15 protein-coding genes and 1 other RNA gene are annotated in these 17,405 nt (G+C 33.0%); 7 read left to right on the top strand and 9 right to left on the bottom strand.

Features of this window, described 5'->3' with window-relative positions; genetic code table 11:
- The first annotated feature begins 86 nt into the window (after window positions 1–86).
- The 3 genes from ACSYSW_RS03565 (at window position 87) to rnpB (ending at window position 1,556) form a co-directional block, all read left to right on the top strand.
- On the top strand, window positions 87–377 hold the full coding sequence (locus ACSYSW_RS03565; RefSeq protein WP_491704664.1) for a helix-turn-helix domain-containing protein: 291 nt from the start codon (window positions 87–89) through the stop codon (window positions 375–377).
- 247 nt (window positions 378–624) lie between these two features.
- Window positions 625–1,017: an outer membrane protein assembly factor BamE domain-containing protein gene (gene bamE, locus ACSYSW_RS03560; RefSeq protein WP_491704665.1), complete on the top strand. Its 393-nt coding sequence runs from the start codon at window positions 625–627 to the stop codon at window positions 1,015–1,017.
- A gap of 142 nt (window positions 1,018–1,159) precedes the next feature.
- Window positions 1,160–1,556, top strand: an RNA gene (rnpB, locus tag ACSYSW_RS03555) — RNase P RNA component class A.
- Window positions 1,557–1,743: 187 nt separating this feature from the next.
- Here rnpB and ACSYSW_RS03550 read toward each other — a convergent pair.
- On the bottom strand, window positions 1,744–2,949 hold the full coding sequence (locus tag ACSYSW_RS03550) for an MFS transporter (RefSeq protein WP_491704666.1): 1,206 nt from the start codon (window positions 2,947–2,949) through the stop codon (window positions 1,744–1,746).
- A 458-nt stretch (window positions 2,950–3,407) separates the two neighbouring features.
- Here ACSYSW_RS03550 and gap point away from each other — a divergent pair, with 458 nt between their 5' ends.
- On the top strand, window positions 3,408–4,409 hold the full coding sequence (gap, locus tag ACSYSW_RS03545; protein WP_491706103.1) for a type I glyceraldehyde-3-phosphate dehydrogenase: 1,002 nt from the start codon (window positions 3,408–3,410) through the stop codon (window positions 4,407–4,409).
- A gap of 57 nt (window positions 4,410–4,466) precedes the next feature.
- Complete coding sequence (locus ACSYSW_RS03540; RefSeq protein WP_491704667.1) at window positions 4,467–5,045, top strand: TetR/AcrR family transcriptional regulator; 579 nt, start codon at window positions 4,467–4,469, stop codon at window positions 5,043–5,045.
- Window positions 5,046–5,136: 91 nt separating this feature from the next.
- Here ACSYSW_RS03540 and ACSYSW_RS03535 read toward each other — a convergent pair whose 3' ends face one another.
- From ACSYSW_RS03535 to ACSYSW_RS03505, 7 genes are all read right to left on the bottom strand, one after another.
- The gene (locus ACSYSW_RS03535) at window positions 5,137–5,811 is read right to left on the bottom strand and encodes a DedA family protein (RefSeq protein ID WP_491704668.1); all 675 of its coding nucleotides are present in this window, start codon (window positions 5,809–5,811) and stop codon (window positions 5,137–5,139) included.
- A 318-nt stretch (window positions 5,812–6,129) separates the two neighbouring features.
- Window positions 6,130–7,581, bottom strand: coding sequence for a metalloprotease TldD (tldD, locus tag ACSYSW_RS03530; protein WP_491704669.1), 1,452 nt, complete (start codon window positions 7,579–7,581; stop codon window positions 6,130–6,132).
- 267 nt (window positions 7,582–7,848) lie between these two features.
- The gene (rng, locus tag ACSYSW_RS03525; protein WP_491704670.1) at window positions 7,849–9,324 is read right to left on the bottom strand and encodes a ribonuclease G; all 1,476 of its coding nucleotides are present in this window, start codon (window positions 9,322–9,324) and stop codon (window positions 7,849–7,851) included.
- Between the two features lie 11 nt (window positions 9,325–9,335).
- Window positions 9,336–9,818, bottom strand: coding sequence for a rod shape-determining protein MreD (gene mreD, locus ACSYSW_RS03520; protein WP_491706295.1), 483 nt, complete (start codon window positions 9,816–9,818; stop codon window positions 9,336–9,338).
- Entirely contained in the window at window positions 9,808–10,659 is an 852-nt protein-coding gene (mreC, locus tag ACSYSW_RS03515; RefSeq protein WP_491704672.1) for a rod shape-determining protein MreC, read from the bottom strand. Before mreC ends, mreD begins: the two co-directional genes overlap by 11 nt.
- A 140-nt stretch (window positions 10,660–10,799) precedes the next feature.
- On the bottom strand, window positions 10,800–11,843 hold the full coding sequence (locus ACSYSW_RS03510) for a rod shape-determining protein (RefSeq protein ID WP_491704673.1): 1,044 nt from the start codon (window positions 11,841–11,843) through the stop codon (window positions 10,800–10,802).
- Between the two features lie 226 nt (window positions 11,844–12,069).
- Entirely contained in the window at window positions 12,070–13,506 is a 1,437-nt protein-coding gene (locus ACSYSW_RS03505; RefSeq protein WP_491704674.1) for a hypothetical protein, read from the bottom strand.
- Window positions 13,507–14,071: 565 nt separating this feature from the next.
- On the opposite strand from ACSYSW_RS03505, the gene serS reads away from it, so the two are divergent.
- Complete coding sequence (serS, locus tag ACSYSW_RS03500) at window positions 14,072–15,364, top strand: serine--tRNA ligase (RefSeq protein ID WP_491704675.1); 1,293 nt, start codon at window positions 14,072–14,074, stop codon at window positions 15,362–15,364.
- A gap of 167 nt (window positions 15,365–15,531) precedes the next feature.
- Window positions 15,532–16,431, top strand: a complete 900-nt coding sequence (gene rarD / locus ACSYSW_RS03495) for an EamA family transporter RarD (protein ID WP_491704676.1) — start codon at window positions 15,532–15,534, stop codon at window positions 16,429–16,431.
- Window positions 16,432–16,489: 58 nt separating this feature from the next.
- Here rarD and pflA read toward each other — a convergent pair whose 3' ends face one another.
- Window positions 16,490–17,263 (bottom strand): pyruvate formate lyase 1-activating protein, encoded by a 774-nt coding sequence (pflA, locus tag ACSYSW_RS03490; RefSeq protein ID WP_491704677.1) that lies wholly within the window; start codon window positions 17,261–17,263, stop codon window positions 16,490–16,492.
- Window positions 17,264–17,405: the final 142 nt, after the last annotated feature.

The following is a 17,405-nucleotide window of genomic DNA, read 5'->3' as shown; positions in this document are numbered from 1 at the left end:
AATCATTAAATTTTCAACTTACTAGTTTTAGTAAGGGAAAAGCATAACACACTTAAAATAACTTATAAATAGATGAGGATAATAAGATGGAAATAAAAACAAACGATTGGCATAAGGCCGATATAATTGCAGCATTAAAAAAACAAGGTACAACACTTGCAGAATTATCAAGAAAATCGGGGTTTAGTTCCTCTACCTTAAGTAATACTCTAGTTAGACCTTGGACTAAGGGAGAAAACATTATCGCCGCAGCACTTAATTTAAAACCGAGTCAAATTTGGCCAAGTCGTTATATTCACCCAACAACGAATAAACCAATTAAACGAATTATACGTAATGAAAAGATATTAGATATAGAATCTTTAAATACTGATTAAAGATCACTATTAAAATAAAATAATAGAAATTACAAGTCTAATTAAGAAAGCATTAAAACGCTTATACATCTAAATAAGTGTTAATATTTCTTATTACTAATTTATTTATATTTCACAATATGATTGCATATTCGCTTATATTTTAAAAATATTAAGAAGAAACAGCCATCAAAGACTTTTATTTAAAGCATAAAAGGCTTATGTTATGATCTATTTATCTTCTTGCAAATGTTTAATAAGGGAAAATATGCGATTTTTTAATAAATATTGGCAGTATTTAGGCAGTAATGTCCTTTATATCTTTTTATTCTTTAATTGTTTTTTTATTACGGCTTGTTCACAAACAAATATGTTCGAACAAGGCTCGCCTTTATCAAAACAAAAAGTCAGTCAAATTGTTGAAGGGATAACTACTGAACAACAATTATTATCATTATTTGGTGAACCAACAAGCCAAATAGCAATGAGTGATAATGAAATAAAATGGATCTATCTTTATGTTAATAAACAATCTAAAAGCCACCCGTTTATTGGTGAAACGGAATTTAATATTATCGAAAATAGACTTGAAATCATTTTATCTAATAGTGTGGTAATTTGGTATAACTTCAATGAAAACCATCAACAAAAACAATGGTAATTTTATATTTACAGTGATAATCTTTTTAACTTTAATATTTCTTAACAACTCATTTCCCTTTTTATCTTTCAATTATTAAAGAAAACTCAACAAAATTACTTAATCATTGGACAAAATTAAACTTTGGTTTATACTTCAGGGCGAGATTAACCAGACAATCGCTGCTTTACTTTGTTAAATTAACTTAAATAGTTAAATTCAACGAAATAAGGGGGAGGAAAGTCCGGGCTCCATAGGGCAGAGTGCCAGGTAACGCCTGGGAATTATTAGTTAACACTATTAATGACGACAAGTGCAACAGAAAGTAAACCGCCGATGGCTGCAAGCAGCACAGGTAAGGGCGAAAGGGTGCGGTAAGAGCGCACCGCGCAATGGGCAACCATTGTGGCAGGGTAAACTCCACTCGGAGCAAGGTCAAATAGGGATCCATTGGCGTGGCCCGCGTTGGATCCGGGTAGACTGCTTGAGCTAATGCGTGAGTATTAGCCTAGAGGAATGATTGTCCACGACAGAACCCGGCTTATCGGTTAATTTCAACCTTTTAAAAAAGGCGCCTATGGCGCCTTTTTGTTTTCTAGTTTTATTTGATTATCACTGTTTAATGATTTAAAAATTTTTTAACTTGAAAACGTTCTATATAAGATAATTAAAAGCCTTGATAAAGCCATATGAAATTAATAAATTTGTAAATAATCGTTTAAAAATCATTAATTTCCGTAATATAATTTATTGTATCGACTTCTTTTTTGAGAACGAAATGAAACACAGTAGCGCAGCAAATGTTAAAATAGCTACAGCTCCCCATACAGATACCCATCCATAATTATGAGCAAGATAGGAAATCAAAATCGGTGTTAGAAACGATGCAATAAATACAGTTGTACCAACCATACCTAATGCTGTACCTGCTCGTTCAACTCCGGCTTTTACTGCTGCTTCTGTATAAGCAATGCCGTGCCAAGCATGTCCAAATAGCCCCGTTAATACAAGAAATATAACGCCTAAATAAGTGTTAGTAACGACTACACAAAGTATTAAAGAAGCAATTCCGCCAAGGATTGCGTAAAACTTTAACAACGGCATACGATTCTTTTTCTTATCAGTATAGTACCCAGACCAGATTCTGATAATCCCACCACCTATTTGAATACCAATAAGTATAATAGAAATTATTGTTAAATCTATATCGAGAACATCATGCATATAAATTCCACCAAAAGTAAGGACTGCCATTTGTGGGACTGTTAAAAACCCTGCAGAAATAACAATTCTCCAAACATCTATACTTTTTAGTGGTGAGGGTACGTTAAGAACTGCTTTTCCTGTAGATTTTAATTCACCATGTTTAGAATTAATAGTGAAAACAACAAGACCGACAAGAAACCCTACAACGGCTAGAAAAATGAACGTTACTTCAAACCCATAAGCATAAGCAAGCCAAGGAAGTAAACCAGTACCAATTGCGCCTCCGATAGGAATAGCAGTTTGGCGAATACTCATGGCAAAGCCGCGTTCATTATCATCAAACCATGACATCACGGTTCGGCCTGATGACGAGTTAATACTACCGCCAAAAGCGCCAGTTATTGCCAAAGCCAGAGCCAAATGTAAATAATTAATACCATTAGACGAAACCTCTGGCGTAAGTGAAAAAGCGATTATGGCAAACACAATAGCCGATAGCCATAATCCCAAAATTAAAACCGTCTTATCACCCAATTTATCGGTAAGAATTCCCCAAATTATCTCTGAAGCTGCAACACCCAGTCCCATCGCTCCCAAAACAACGCCAAGCTCATATAATGAAAATTGATAAGCATTTCGCATTAAAATTCCTGTTATTGGAATACCGGCAAAACCCATTGCGAATGTTGCCTGAGCGAGTACACCTATTCCAAGCACAAACCAACGATAATTATTATTTTTACTCATTTTTTCCTCAATTAAATAATATAAACAACATTAAATTAAATGGTTATATTTAGGTTGAACAAACCTTAAAATATATGTTTAATCAATTTTTTATGAATTATAACCAAATAATTAAACTTAAACATTTAGCATCATTGTCCATGATTCATACACTGACTCAGCCTGAATTAATTTCATTCTCTAAATCTTGTTTAGGATTGATAATTTTTCATTTCTACACTTCCCATTGTTAATCGTGTTTGAAACCTTTTTATTAATACATACCAACTAGTATGCAGTCAATAGTGAAGTTGTATTTTTTATATAAACAAAATAATTTTTATTTTTTAATAAAAATCTATATTTGCACGGCTATAAAATTATTTACCTATTCATTATTATTTAATGCAAAGGTAAAATTTTTATAGTACTATACCTACTAGTAGGTTTTTTCAACAATGTAATTATAAACGGAGATAATAATGACAAATGTAGCTATTAATGGTTTTGGCCGTATTGGACGTAGTTTTATGAGAGCTTTACATGAGACTTCACATGATATCAAAGTTGTTGCAATCAATGATTTAGGTTCAATTGAACAATTAGCACATCTTTTAAAATATGATACGGCTTTTGGACGTTTTACCAAAAGTGTCAAAGTAGAAAAAGATCGCTTAATCATTGATGGTCAAGAGATTGTAGTATATCAAGAACGCAATCCTGAAAATCTTCCTTGGGCTAAACACCAAATCGATGTCGTCCTTGAATCAACTGGCGTATTTAATGATGGAAAAAAAGCACAAGCACATCTTAAAGCAGGTGCTAAAAAAGTTCTTATTACTGCACCAGCAACAAATGTTGATTTAACGATGGTTCAAGGCGTAAATAACGATTGGTATAATAAGGATCAACATCATATTATTTCAAATGCATCTTGTACAACTAACTGTCTAGCTCCTTTAGTTAAAGTATTAAATGACAATTTTGGCATCAAATCTGGTTTTATGACCACTATTCATGCCTATACACAGGATCAAAATCTACAAGATGCACCACACCGTGATATGAGACGGGCACGTAGTGCAGCTCAAAATGTTGTACCAACGACAACGGGTGCGGCTCAATCAATCGGTATTGTGATCCCAGAACTGAAAGGAAAACTTGATGGTGGTTCAATACGTGTACCCGTTATAACCGGATCATTGATAGACTTGACACTAAATCTAGAGAAAGAAGTGACAGCAGAGTTAGTAAATGATACTATTAAATCAGCCATTAATTCGAAAAATCTAGATGGTATTCTTACTTATACAGAAGATGAGATTGTTTCTTCTGATATTATACAAAATCCAGCATCCTCTATTTTTGATTCAAAACTCACAAAAGTTATTGATGGTAAATTACTTAAAGTTGTTAGTTGGTATGACAATGAATGGGGTTTTTCAAACCGTTTAGTGGATACCATTTTACAGATTAAATAACGCATTAATTCAACAACAGCATACTTCCTATTGGTTTTATGCTGTTTTATGGCGAATATGAAAAAAAATCAAGACTCCAAAGAAAAACTAATCAAAGCGATGGCAGAACTTCTTTTAGAAAAAGGATTAGCCAGCACAAGCCCTAAAGATATATTAACTCGAGCCGATGTCGGTCAAGGAAGCCTTTATCATTATTTTACTGGTAAAGAAGATCTCGCTTTGTCAGCAATAAAATATAATGTGGAGCAGTTAATCAATAGTAATGATTTAATATTAAATACCGATAAAAATGCGTTTGAAAAACTTTCAGAACTCTTATTAAAAACTCGTAATATAAATAGAGGGTGTCTCGTTGGTCAAATGGCTCGAGATAGAGCAATTATGGAAAACGCAGAATTAGCCTTTGAGGTGACCCGCGGATTTGAAGCAATGAAGCATATATTAGAAAATCTTATCAAAATCGGCATTTCTGAAGGCAGTATTTCAAATATGATGGCTCCCTTAGAGGGAGTAACACTTATAATTTCCAGCTTGCAAGGTGCTTATATTTCTGCCAAAGGATTGCAAGATGATTCCTATTTTTATCTCACTATCAATACATTATTAAAACTTTTTAAACCAAATCAAGAGCATTAATCTTTAAAAATTAGCGCCTTAAGACGCCATTTTTCAACGAAAAATAATGATTAAATCACTACAAACAATAATTTAGGTACCTATTTTTATTCTATTTAGAGGTTTGTTTTTTGTTTTGTAACTTACGATGCACAACAACCCAAACCGATATAATGATACCCATGCCGATTAAAACGATTGGAATTAGTGTAAATATCATCATGAATTGTTCTTTATAGGCTGAAAATAATGAAGATTGGCCAAATAAATAACCTAAAGTTACAATCAAAAAGATCCATAAAGTGGCACTTAGCCAATTATAAATATGAAAATATTTACTTTTTAAGCCTGAGAGCCCTGCCATGATCGGCATCGCAGTACGAACAAAAGCAATAAAACGACCAATAAATAAAGCAAATAATCCATATTTATGAAATAAAGTCTCTGCGCGAGTATGATATTTTTCGGGAAGATGCGACATCCAATTTTGGACAATTTTAGTATTACCAAGCCAACGACCTTGAATATATCCAAGCCATGTACCAAATGCCGCGCCAGCAATTAATATGATATTAATAAGACCAAAATGAAACACGCCTGTACTAATAAGTATTCCAGTTAAAAATAATAAGCTATCACCAGGTAAAAATGCAGCCGGTAAAAAGCCACATTCAAGGAGTAAAATGGTGAATAACATGCCATATAATATCCATAGAATTTTTGGATCTGATAATGCATCAAGATTCATATTTATTAAGGCATGATATAAATTAACAATGGTATCCATTATTTCATTCTCTAATTAATTGAAGATAAATCATTAATAAACAATAAATTTTATCTTTCTGATGATTAAAAAATCATGTTAGATAATTATTAATTATATTAAGTAATTTTTATCTTCTGCTAAAAATTTCATTTAAATAAACTGTTATCTTCTAATAACATTTATACAAAAATAAACTTCATCATTTAAGTTTTTAATAAATTAAATTATAAAGATTATATAGTATGTTTAACTATAGTTATAATAATTTATTACTGCATTCAATTATCATTGTAGATATTACTAATAATAATTTATATCAATACAATGACCATTAATTTAAACAGTCCCACCCACTGTTAATTGATCAACTTTAACGGTAGGCTGCCCGACACCGACAGGCACACTTTGCCCTGCTTTACCGCATACCCCAATACCTGAATCTAGTGCGAGATCATTACCAACCATTGAAATCTGTTGCATTGTTTCAATTCCCGATCCAATTAAAGTTGCCCCTTTTACAGGCGCCTTGATTTTACCTTTTTCAATAAGATATGCTTCGGATGTCGAAAAAACAAATTTACCAGAGGTAATATCAACTTGCCCACCGGCAAAATTAGGGGCATACAATCCATAATCTACACTGTTAATAATATCATCAAAAGATGATTGACCGGCTAACATATAAGTATTTGTCATTCGTGGCATAGGTAACGAAGCATAACCTTCACGACGCCCATTACCTGTTGAACGTTGATTCATTAATGAAGCATTATGTTTATCAAATAAATATCCTTTTAAGATACCATTTTCAATAAGGACTGTTTTTTGTGTCGGTGTACCTTCATCATCAATAGATAACGATCCTCGGCGCTTTGATATACATCCTTCATCAATAATCGTGCAAAGCTCAGAGGTGACTTGTTCACCCATTTTACCCGCAAAAACAGAGGTATTTTTACGATTGAAATCACCTTCTAAACCATGTCCAACCGCTTCATGTAACAATACACCAGGCCAACCAGCCCCTAATACTACAGGCATCGTTCCTGCTGGTGCAGCTTTCGCACTAATTGCAATCAGAGCAGATCTTACCGCTTCATGTACATAGCTATCGGCATAAGTTAAGCCTGTTTGCGGATTAATAGATAAAAAATAATCGTATCCAAATCGGCCACCACCCCCACTACTTCCTCTCTCACGTTTTCCCTCTTTTTCGATAAGCACTGAAATAGAAAGGCGAACTAATGGTCTAATATCTGCTGCATAAGTGCCATCGGTAGCGGCAATTAAGATATCTTCATAACTACCCGTTAAACTTGCCGAAACTTCAGTTACAGAAGGATTTAATGAACGTGCTAACTTATCAACTTGCTTTAGCAAAATAATTTTTTGCTCTTGGCTGAATTGGTTAATAGGATTAATTGATTGATAAATCGAAATAGATTGTTGTTGTTTTAACGGTGTTATTACCAAAGCTTCTTTAGCGTTAGTAATAGAATTTGCCGCTAATGCGCTTTGAGTTAAACGCTGTATAGTTAATTGATCGGTATAAGCAAATCCAGTTTTTTCGCCCGCTATAGCACGAATGCCCACTCCTTGATCACGATGAAAAGAAGCATTTTTAATAATCTTGTCTTCAAGTGCCCAGCTTTCATAATATCCAGATAAAAAATAGATATCACCAAAATCTATCTTTCTTGTGCTTAAGATATCTAATAGATGATTAATATCTTGTTTACTTAAATTATTTGCATGAAGTAAACGGTCGTATACATCAGTTAATATCATAGAATCCTTAATTTCCTATTGAGCTATTATTTGCATCATAATACAATTTTTATAAATAGTTATAATATCGAAAATTAGATGCTGTTTTTGTAAAACAATATTTTTATATAAAGCATTGTTTAATCGTATGCTTCTATTAAGTTAAGATCAACGTCCTTTGTAAATATCTTACATTTATGAATTTTATTAAGTTTTAACGTTTTTACCTTATTAAAGATAATTTATTATAATAAAATCAACTTAAATTGATGCATAACCCTAGTAATATTACATTAACACAACGTCATATTGTTCTTGAATATAAAGTGGTTCAGTTTTCACTTCAACACGTTTACCAATAAAAACTTCTACTTCGGCAAGTGCATGCGATTCATCATTACTTAGTGCATTTGCAACAGCGGAAGAGGCATACACCAAAAAGTATTCTGGTCTATGCGCTTTATTAATTCGAACAATTTCACGCAGTATTTCATTACAGACTGTCTCGACCGATTTAACCATACCACGACCATGACACGTTGGACATTCTTCGCATAAAATATGACCAATACTTTCTCGTGTTCGTTTACGTGTCATTTCAACTAAACCTAATTGCGAAAAAGTATTAACTGTTGTTCTTGCACGATCTTTAGTTAGGACATCTTGTAATGATTGTAATACTCTTTCTTGGTGGAGTTCTTCTTGCATATCAATAAAATCAATAATAATAATGCCGCCAAGATTACGTAATCTTAATTGCCTAGCTATAGCATTAGTGGCTTCAATATTAGTATTAAATATCGTTTCTTCTAAATTACGATGACCAACAAAAGCGCCCGTATTAATATCAATCGTTGTCATGGCTTCTGTCTGATCGATAATTAAATAACCACCGGATTTTAATTTAACTTTTCGCTCTAATGAACGTTGGATTTCATTTTCAGTATCATAGAGATCAAAAATCGGTAAATTACCTTGATAATGAAATAATTTATTTGTGACTTCTGGCATAAATTCTTGCGTGAATTCAAGCAATAAATTATAAGTCAATTTAGAGTCGACTAAGATACGCTCAATTGGATCACCAACAAAATCACGTAATACACGCTGAGATAAAGCAAGTTCACCGTAGACAAGATGCTTAGTCAATGGTCTTGACATACGCTCTTGGATTTTCGTCCATAAGCGTTTTAAAAAATTGGCATCTTGTTCTAATTCATGCGCAATTGCTCCTTCAGCAGCTGTTCGAACAATAAATCCACCATCTTGAGAAACATATTTTTCAACAATAGATTTTAAACGTTCTCGTTCTTCTTCACTTTCAATACGTTGAGAAGTTGCAACATGAGCAGAGTTAGGACCAGGCATAAAAACAAGATAACGCGATGGTAAAGTAATATCGGTAGTTAATCTTGCCCCTTTTGTACCCATGGGATCTTTCACAACTTGTACCATCAAATCTTGACCTTGCCTAACCAGCTCTGAAATATCTTTAACTTGGAATTTAATTTGCTCACTATCTGAAACACATTCAGTATGAGGCATAATATCAGAAGCATGTAAAAATGCTGCTTTATCAAGACCTATATCTACAAATGCAGCTTGCATTCCAGGTAAAATACGAATGACTTTGCCTTTATAGATATTACCTACAATACCCCGCCGTGATTCACGATCAACATGAATTTCTTGCAAAACACCATCTTCAATGTAAGCGACGCGTGTTTCTGACGGAGTGACATTCATCAATAATTCAACAGACATAATATTCCTTATTATCTAACTGCAAAGTGTCTTCTGATTTGTCGTAAAAATAAATACATGATCGACCATAAAATGCCGTCAACACAATTGGATAAAAAAATCATAGGGGATATATCAATAACATGATAAATACTCATTTCAAATATAAATAATAGAAAATTATAAAAAATCGATATGAGCAAAATAATGATAGACTGTTGCCATAATGCTAAATTTCTGATCAATTGAAAATTAAAGACTAATATGTAAGCAATAACAGCATAAATAAATGCATGTACACCAAGTACTGTACCTGTACATAAATCAATAATTGCGCCAATAATAAAAGCTGTCCCAATATTAACACGATGTGGTAAAGCAATTAACCAATAAGCTAATATTAAAAGTAACCAATGTGGTTTAAGAAAATTATATTCAGCTGCCCAAGGAATAATTTGGATACATAAACCCATAAACAGAGTGATCCAAATAACAAATACGTGATTACGAATCATTATGTTTTTCTCCATTTTCGACATTTTTGTTCCATAATAATAATAAATAGCGTAATCGTTTTAAATCGGCAGTCGGTGTTGCCGAAATAATAGGTCTTGAATCATTGGTATCTAACTTAACTGAACTAACTATTGCAACTGGATAGCCTTCAGGAAAACGCCCATCAAGTCCAGATGTCACTAAAACATCACCAACTTTAATATCAACATTATTCGGCAAAAAATCCAATATAAGATCATTACTACAACCATTACCTACTGCAACCATTGCTATATCATTACGAATTACTCTAACAGGCAGAGCGTGTTGATAATCGCAAACTAAAATCGCTCGGCTCGTGGCATAGGCAGTTTCATAAATCTGTCCAACGACTCCTTTATCATCTACAATAGGCTGCCCCACATAAACGTCGTTTCTAGTCCCTTTATCAATAACAATCTGATAAACATAAGGATCGCTATCAGATAAAATAACTTGAGCGGCCATTTTGTGTTCATCGTGTCTTAATGGTGAATCCAATAGAACACGTAAATGTTCATTATCATGCTGTAGATATTCAAGTTTTAATATATCGTTTGTTTTATTAAGTAAACTATTACGTAATTCCTTATTCTCTTTAATCAATTCTTGATGAGATTTAGACATTTCGAGCAATTCTTCGAAAGAACGTTTTGGTAAATTAGCAAAGTGATATAACGGCGATATAACTGTATCTAAATAATAACGAACTTGTTTGAATGGTCGATAATTAATATCGAGTAAAATTAAGATTATCGCCAATATTAACGATAAAAGTAATTTAATATTTAACGAGGAACGATTAGAAAAAAGTAATTTCATTGCTTATATAGCTCGCCTGTTTATTCTTGTAATCTATAGAATTATCCCGTTAATGATTTTTAATAAAAACAATAATAACGGGAAAATTTTTCAAATTAATTTGATTACTTTAATTTCGAAGAATTTGACAGGCTAATCCTTTATTCTTCACTAAAAAGATCACCGCCATGCATGTCAACCATGTCTAAGGCTTTTCCACCACCTCGAGCAACACATGTTAATGGATCTTCAGCAATAACTACGTGAATACCGGTTTCGGCAGAAAGTAACTTATCAATATTACGTAATAAGGCACCACCACCGGTTAATACCATACCATGCTCAGAAATATCTGATGCAAGTTCTGGTGGGCATTGTTCTAAAGCAACTTTGACCGCGCTAACAATACCACTAAGAGGTTCTTGTAAAGCTTCAAGAATTTCATTTGAATTAAGCGTAAAACTACGAGGTACCCCTTCGGCAAGGTTACGACCACGCACTTCTATTTCAAGTACTTCATCGCCAGGATAAGCACTGCCGATAGCATGTTTGATACGTTCAGCTGTCGCCTCACCAATCAATGCGCCATAATTACGTCTGACATAGTTGATTATCGCTTCATCAAACCGGTCGCCACCAATTCGCGCCGATGCAGAATAAACAACTCCATTAAGAGAAATCACAGCAACTTCTGTTGTTCCACCGCCAATATCAACCACCATTGAGCCATTTGGTTCTGATACCGGTAAATCAGCGCCAATTGCCGCAGCCATTGGCTCTTCGATTAAATAAACTTCACGAGCACCAGCACTTAAAGCAGACTCACGAATAGCACGACGTTCAACTTGCGTTGCACCAACAGGCACACAAACAAGCACCCGGGGACTTGGTCTTAAAAAGCTATTACTATGTACTTGACGAATAAAATATTGCAACATTTTTTCAGTAACCGAAAAATCAGCAATAACGCCATCTTTCATAGGGCGAATTGCAGCAATATTACCAGGCGTCCTACCTAGCATTTGTTTAGCCGCATGCCCAACGGCTGCTACACTTCTAGGCGTACCAGAACGATCTTGGCGGATAGCAACAACAGATGGTTCATTAAGAACAATTCCTTGTCCTTTAACATAAATAAGCGTATTAGCAGTTCCTAGATCAATAGAAAGATCATTTGAAAATAAGCCGCGAACTTTTTTTAACATAATAAAAACTTTTCCCAGAATTAATTTGATTAAAATGCGATTGCTATCGTTTAACTATTTTGACTCTTTTAATTATTAAACTTTCTATAACAAAATAACTCATAAAACGGTTAGCAAAAATTTGTGCTAAAAAATAATTGGCACTCTCTGCATCAATTATAAGTTAAGTCTATTATTGTAGCTTAAATATAAAATAATACCTAGAAAATAGTGCAAATACCCCTCATTATTCTCCACGACAAACAGGGGTTACGGGGCTATCATAATCATACGTATAACCTATCGCACCATCAGAACCGACGACAAACTGATTTTTATCTGACCAGGTTTCTGCAGTCCAATAAACACCATATGTATGCCAACCTGATTTAGGGTAAAAATAAACTGATCCCCATTCTCCTGCAAAAGTTCCATCAAGATCACGCGAAAAAAAACTATATATCTGTGGTTGAGATGCATGCTCGGGTTCTTGATTATAAGGGCTATTTGTTATTTCATTACGACGATATAAATATTTCTGCCGCCATAATTTACCTCTTTTAGGATCATTGTCTGTAAGATCTAAAGCTTGCTGTTGAGTAGTTGGTGGCACCGCTTGTCCATCAATAACAGTTCGACATAAATCTAATACAGGAAAACTATCTGAATCAGATATTTTAATATTATTTCCATAACGCATTCTTTTTGATTGAGGCAAAGCCCATTTTTTTATTTGATTTGCTTTAATAATATAAGAATCGATTTGCTTATAATTGTCCTTACCATTATAACTATATTCAAAATTGATAATAATCTGATTAGTTGGTTTTTTCGTTAACGATGACTTAAAGGTAATCATACAATTTTTGCCGATATCTTTAGTTCCATTCCCCGAAAGATCGACATCTTGACTTGATGTACTACATTTATAAAAACGCTGATCATTTCCAGCACCAATCAAACTAAAAACAGCTCCTGGAAATCCAGTCGTTGGAAAGCCAACATTAGGTTTAAAGCCCCCACCAGTTTGGGTACCATATATTACTCCATAATCAGCTTGTTGATAATTAATTTTGCCGGCAACCCACGTATCGGCATTATAACCTATAGCATATTTTAAACTGCCTGCAGGTTTTTGATCATAAATCGTCATATCAAGCGGACGGATATAACAAAGATGTTGATAATAAGGAACAAAAATATAACTTTGAGTCGTATTGGGATAATTTTGTTGATTTGGAAAACCATACTGAGTTTTCGCTTGTATATCATTAAATTCTAATACAAGTTTATAAGGTCCATTACATTCATTTAATTCTTGATTAAGACCATCCCCACTAATAATATTATCACCATTATACCATGTCGCTTTAATTGTCCCTAAAATACGGGTATTAGACGTTATTTCTGCATCACCATCTGCATCAGCAACTACTGTGCCACTTGCATCTGCAAAATTATAATTAGATGCGTTAGTTAATACTATCGCTTTAACATCCGAAAACTTCATCCCATTAATGGCTTTTATCGAATCTGCATAATTAGAATCAATAATTCGACCATCAGGAAGTGTTAACCCCATAAATGAGGTAAAATCATTAATTTTTGTTATGCCATCTTTTGAAACTAGATAAGGGATTTGTCCTTGGATTTCTCCTTGACTTGTTGCACTAAGAGGTTGCATTTGCGCACAGACATTAATACAAAATAAAAGACTATTAGTGATCAAAGTAAAGTTAATTAATTGCTTTATTATTACTTTTCTTTTTATCTTATTAATAAACTTAAATGCGTTATTTATAATATAATTTTTTATTAGCTGAATTAATTCGATTATCTTAATTAAGATTTGAACTAATTTCTTATTATTTTGTAGCCCTGTAGCCCTGTAGCCCTGTAGCCCTGTAGCCCTGTAGCCCTGTAGCCCTGTAGCCCTGTAGCCCTGTAAAAAATTATAATAGATTATCTGATTAATATCAATCATTTTAACCTCCTTCTGTATCTATTTTCTATTTTCTTACACTCTTAATTGTATAATACATATGTTTTAAGATTAGCGTTTATCTTAAATAACTTTATTTTAACATCTAATATAATTTTACTTTTATTTTATAATCTTTCTATTATTTTTTTACAATTATTTTTTTATTTTTATCAACTTTTTAATCTCAACAAGTGTTTATAATTACCATATATAAAAAAAATAATATAAAATAGTTTAATGTGTTTTTATTACAGATGGATTTTTTATGTTAGACCCAAATTTACTTCGCAATGAACTTGATTTTGTCACTAAAAAACTTGCTCGCCGTGGTTTCCAATTAGATGTTGATACCATTAAAAGACTCGAAGAAAAACGTAAAATATTGCAAATTGAAACCGAAACTTTACAAGCGGAACGTAATGCTCGTTCTAAAGCAATTGGGCAAGCTAAAGCTAGGGGCGAAGACATAACGGCTGTCCGAGAAGAAGTCAATAAACTGAGTGATAAATTAAACAAAGCCAAAACAGAATTAGATGAAATATTAACACAAATTAAAAATATCACCCTTACTATTCCAAATATGCCAGACGATGGGGTGCCCGATGGTAAAGATGAAAACGATAATGTCGAAATCCTGCGCTGGGGTACACCGAAACAATTTGATTTTCCTGTTGTTGATCATGTTGCATTAGGTGAAAAACTTGGTGGCTTAGATTTTGCCGCTGGTGTTAAATTAACAGGTGCTCGATTTGTTGTCATGAAAACTCAAATTGCCCGTTTGCATCGAGCACTGACACAATTTATGTTAGATTTACATACTGAACAACATGGTTATGAGGAAATATATGTTCCTTACTTAGTTAACCATGCCACTTTATATGGAACAGGCCAATTACCTAAATTCGCAGGTGACCTATTTCATACAAGACCTTTAGATGAAGAAGCTGATTCAAGTAATTATGCACTTATTCCGACAGCGGAAGTACCAGTAACTAACCTTGTTAGAGATGTAATTATTGATGAAAATCAACTACCATTAAAAATGACGGCTCATACACCTTGTTTTCGTTCTGAAGCTGGATCTTATGGTAAAGATACACGTGGTTTAATCCGCATGCATCAATTTGATAAAGTTGAACTCGTTCAAATTGTTAAACCAGAAGATTCTATGCAAGCATTAGAAGAATTAACCGGCCATGCTGAAAAAGTATTACAACTTTTAGAACTTCCTTATCGCAAAATTATTTTATGTACAGGTGATATGGGATTTGGCTCATGTAAAACCTATGATTTAGAAGTTTGGGTGCCTGCACAAAATACCTATCGAGAAATATCATCTTGTTCGAACATGTGGGATTTTCAGGCACGCCGTATGCAATCGCGTTATCGAAATAAAGAAGATAATAAAACCTATTTAGTTCATACATTAAACGGATCCGGTTTGGCTGTAGGTCGAACATTAGTTGCGATTCTTGAAAATTACCAACTCGCTGATGGACGTATTCAAGTACCAACTGTTTTAGTTCCTTATATGAATGGATTAGAATATATCGGTTAACCTTTTTATATCTAATCTATATAAATAATAAAACTGGAAATCTAAGAAAAGATTTCCAGTTAAGTGTTTATAAATTAGTGACTTACATGAGCCATAATTTAAATGCTAGCCGTTTCATAATTATTTAAATTTATCCAATGTCTTTAAATTTATTAAGGTAGGAAAGAATGATTAAAGGTGTTGTATTATCAATCACAGCATCATGTCTTTTTGGTTTAGTTTATTACTATCCTGTTTTATTAAAAGCTTTATCTCCAATAGATATATTTTGCTGGCGTATTTTAGTTTCTTTTGTAGCTATTTTTATCTTAATTCTGATTAGTAAACAATTATCACCTATCCTTGATCTATTTAAGCGTATCAAAGAAAAACCCTTTTTTTTACTCGGATTAATCTGCTCTTCCTTATTATTAGCTATCCAAATGTTTATTTTTGTTTGGGCTCCTGTCACCGGCAACAGCCTTGCTGCATCATTAGGTTATTTTTTATTACCTCTTGTTATGGTACTTTGCGGAAAATTATTTTATAAAGAAAAATTAAAGTTATTACAAAAAATTGCCGTGTTATTTGCTGCAATTGGGGTATTTTTAGAATTTTATCTAAATGGAGAGTTTTCCATTGAAACTATCATTATTGCTTTAGGCTACCCTATGTACTTTATTTTAAGGAGAAAATTAAAAATTGAAGGAATTGCCGGAACCTTTTCAGATTTCTTTTTTATTTCGATAGGTTGTGCAACATATTTCTTAATCACTTATGACTTATCGCACATTATGGATGAATTTACACGTTTCCATATATATATACCAATGCTGGGCATTATTACCGCCATTGCATTTGCGATTTACTTTATAGCAAGACAATTATTACCCTTTGGCTTATTTGGATTATTAAGCTATGTCGAGCCAGTATTATTAACCTTCATATCAGTTTTCATTTTACATGAACCAATTCAAGGAAATAATCTCATTTCTTACTTATTTATTTGGATTTCAGTTTTAATGTTAATTATTGAAGGCAGTATTTTTGTATTTAAATCCATTAAACGTAAAAAACATCTTAAATAAAAGCAATGAAGCACGAGCTAAACGAGTGCTTCATTTAATCGATTCATTGTTTTAAATTTTATTTACTAAATGTTACTTGATGTCCATAACTTTCTAGGATTGTTTGTATTTTATCAAGCGTTTCTTGTGGAGGTGGCTCTACCCCATCTAATTGATATTTATCACCTAATGTTTCCCACTTATAAGCACCTAATTTGTGATACGGTAATAATTCGACTTTCTCAATATTATTCATCCCTTGAATAAATTGCCCTAAACGATGGGCTGAATCGTCATCGTCTGACCAACCCGGTACAATAACATAACGGATCCAAGTTCGTTTATTTATTTTGTGCAAATATTTAGCAAACTCAAGCACACGTTTATTAGAAACACCCACTAATTTTTGATGAATATCATCATTAAGTTGTTTAAGATCTAACATAACTAAATCGGTAACATCTAATAAATCTTCGATTGATTTATCAATATTTCTGGCATAACCATTCGTATCTAAACAAGTATGTATACCTTCTTTATGACAAGCTTTAAACCATTCTGTTATAAAAGGCGCTTGTAAAATCGCTTCACCACCCGAGGCTGTTACACCACCACCATTTGGCATAATAAAATTTTTGTAAGAAATAATTTCATTCATTAGCTCATTGACTGTAACATCTCGTCCAGCTTTTAGATCCCAGGTATCACGATTATGGCAATATAAACAGCGCATTAAACAACCTTGAAAAAAAACAATAAAACGGATCCCTGGTCCATCGACAGTACCGAATGATTCGAAAGAGTGAATATGCCCTTTTATAGGCTGATGAGTAGAAATAATGCAGTTATCCATAGAAACCCTTTTGCTGACACATTGCTTATTTTAATAAATCATATAGTAATAATAACGTGAGAATTTAGCATAAAAATAATTTTGTATAGTAAAAATATCTAATTATTAAAAATTTTTGATTTCTGAATTTTGGTTTTTACCA

The sequence above is a fragment of the Gilliamella sp. ESL1225 genome (assembly GCF_058502635.1).
Note: the sequence above shows the minus strand (reverse complement) of the source record. Positions and strands in the feature narration are given on the sequence as shown.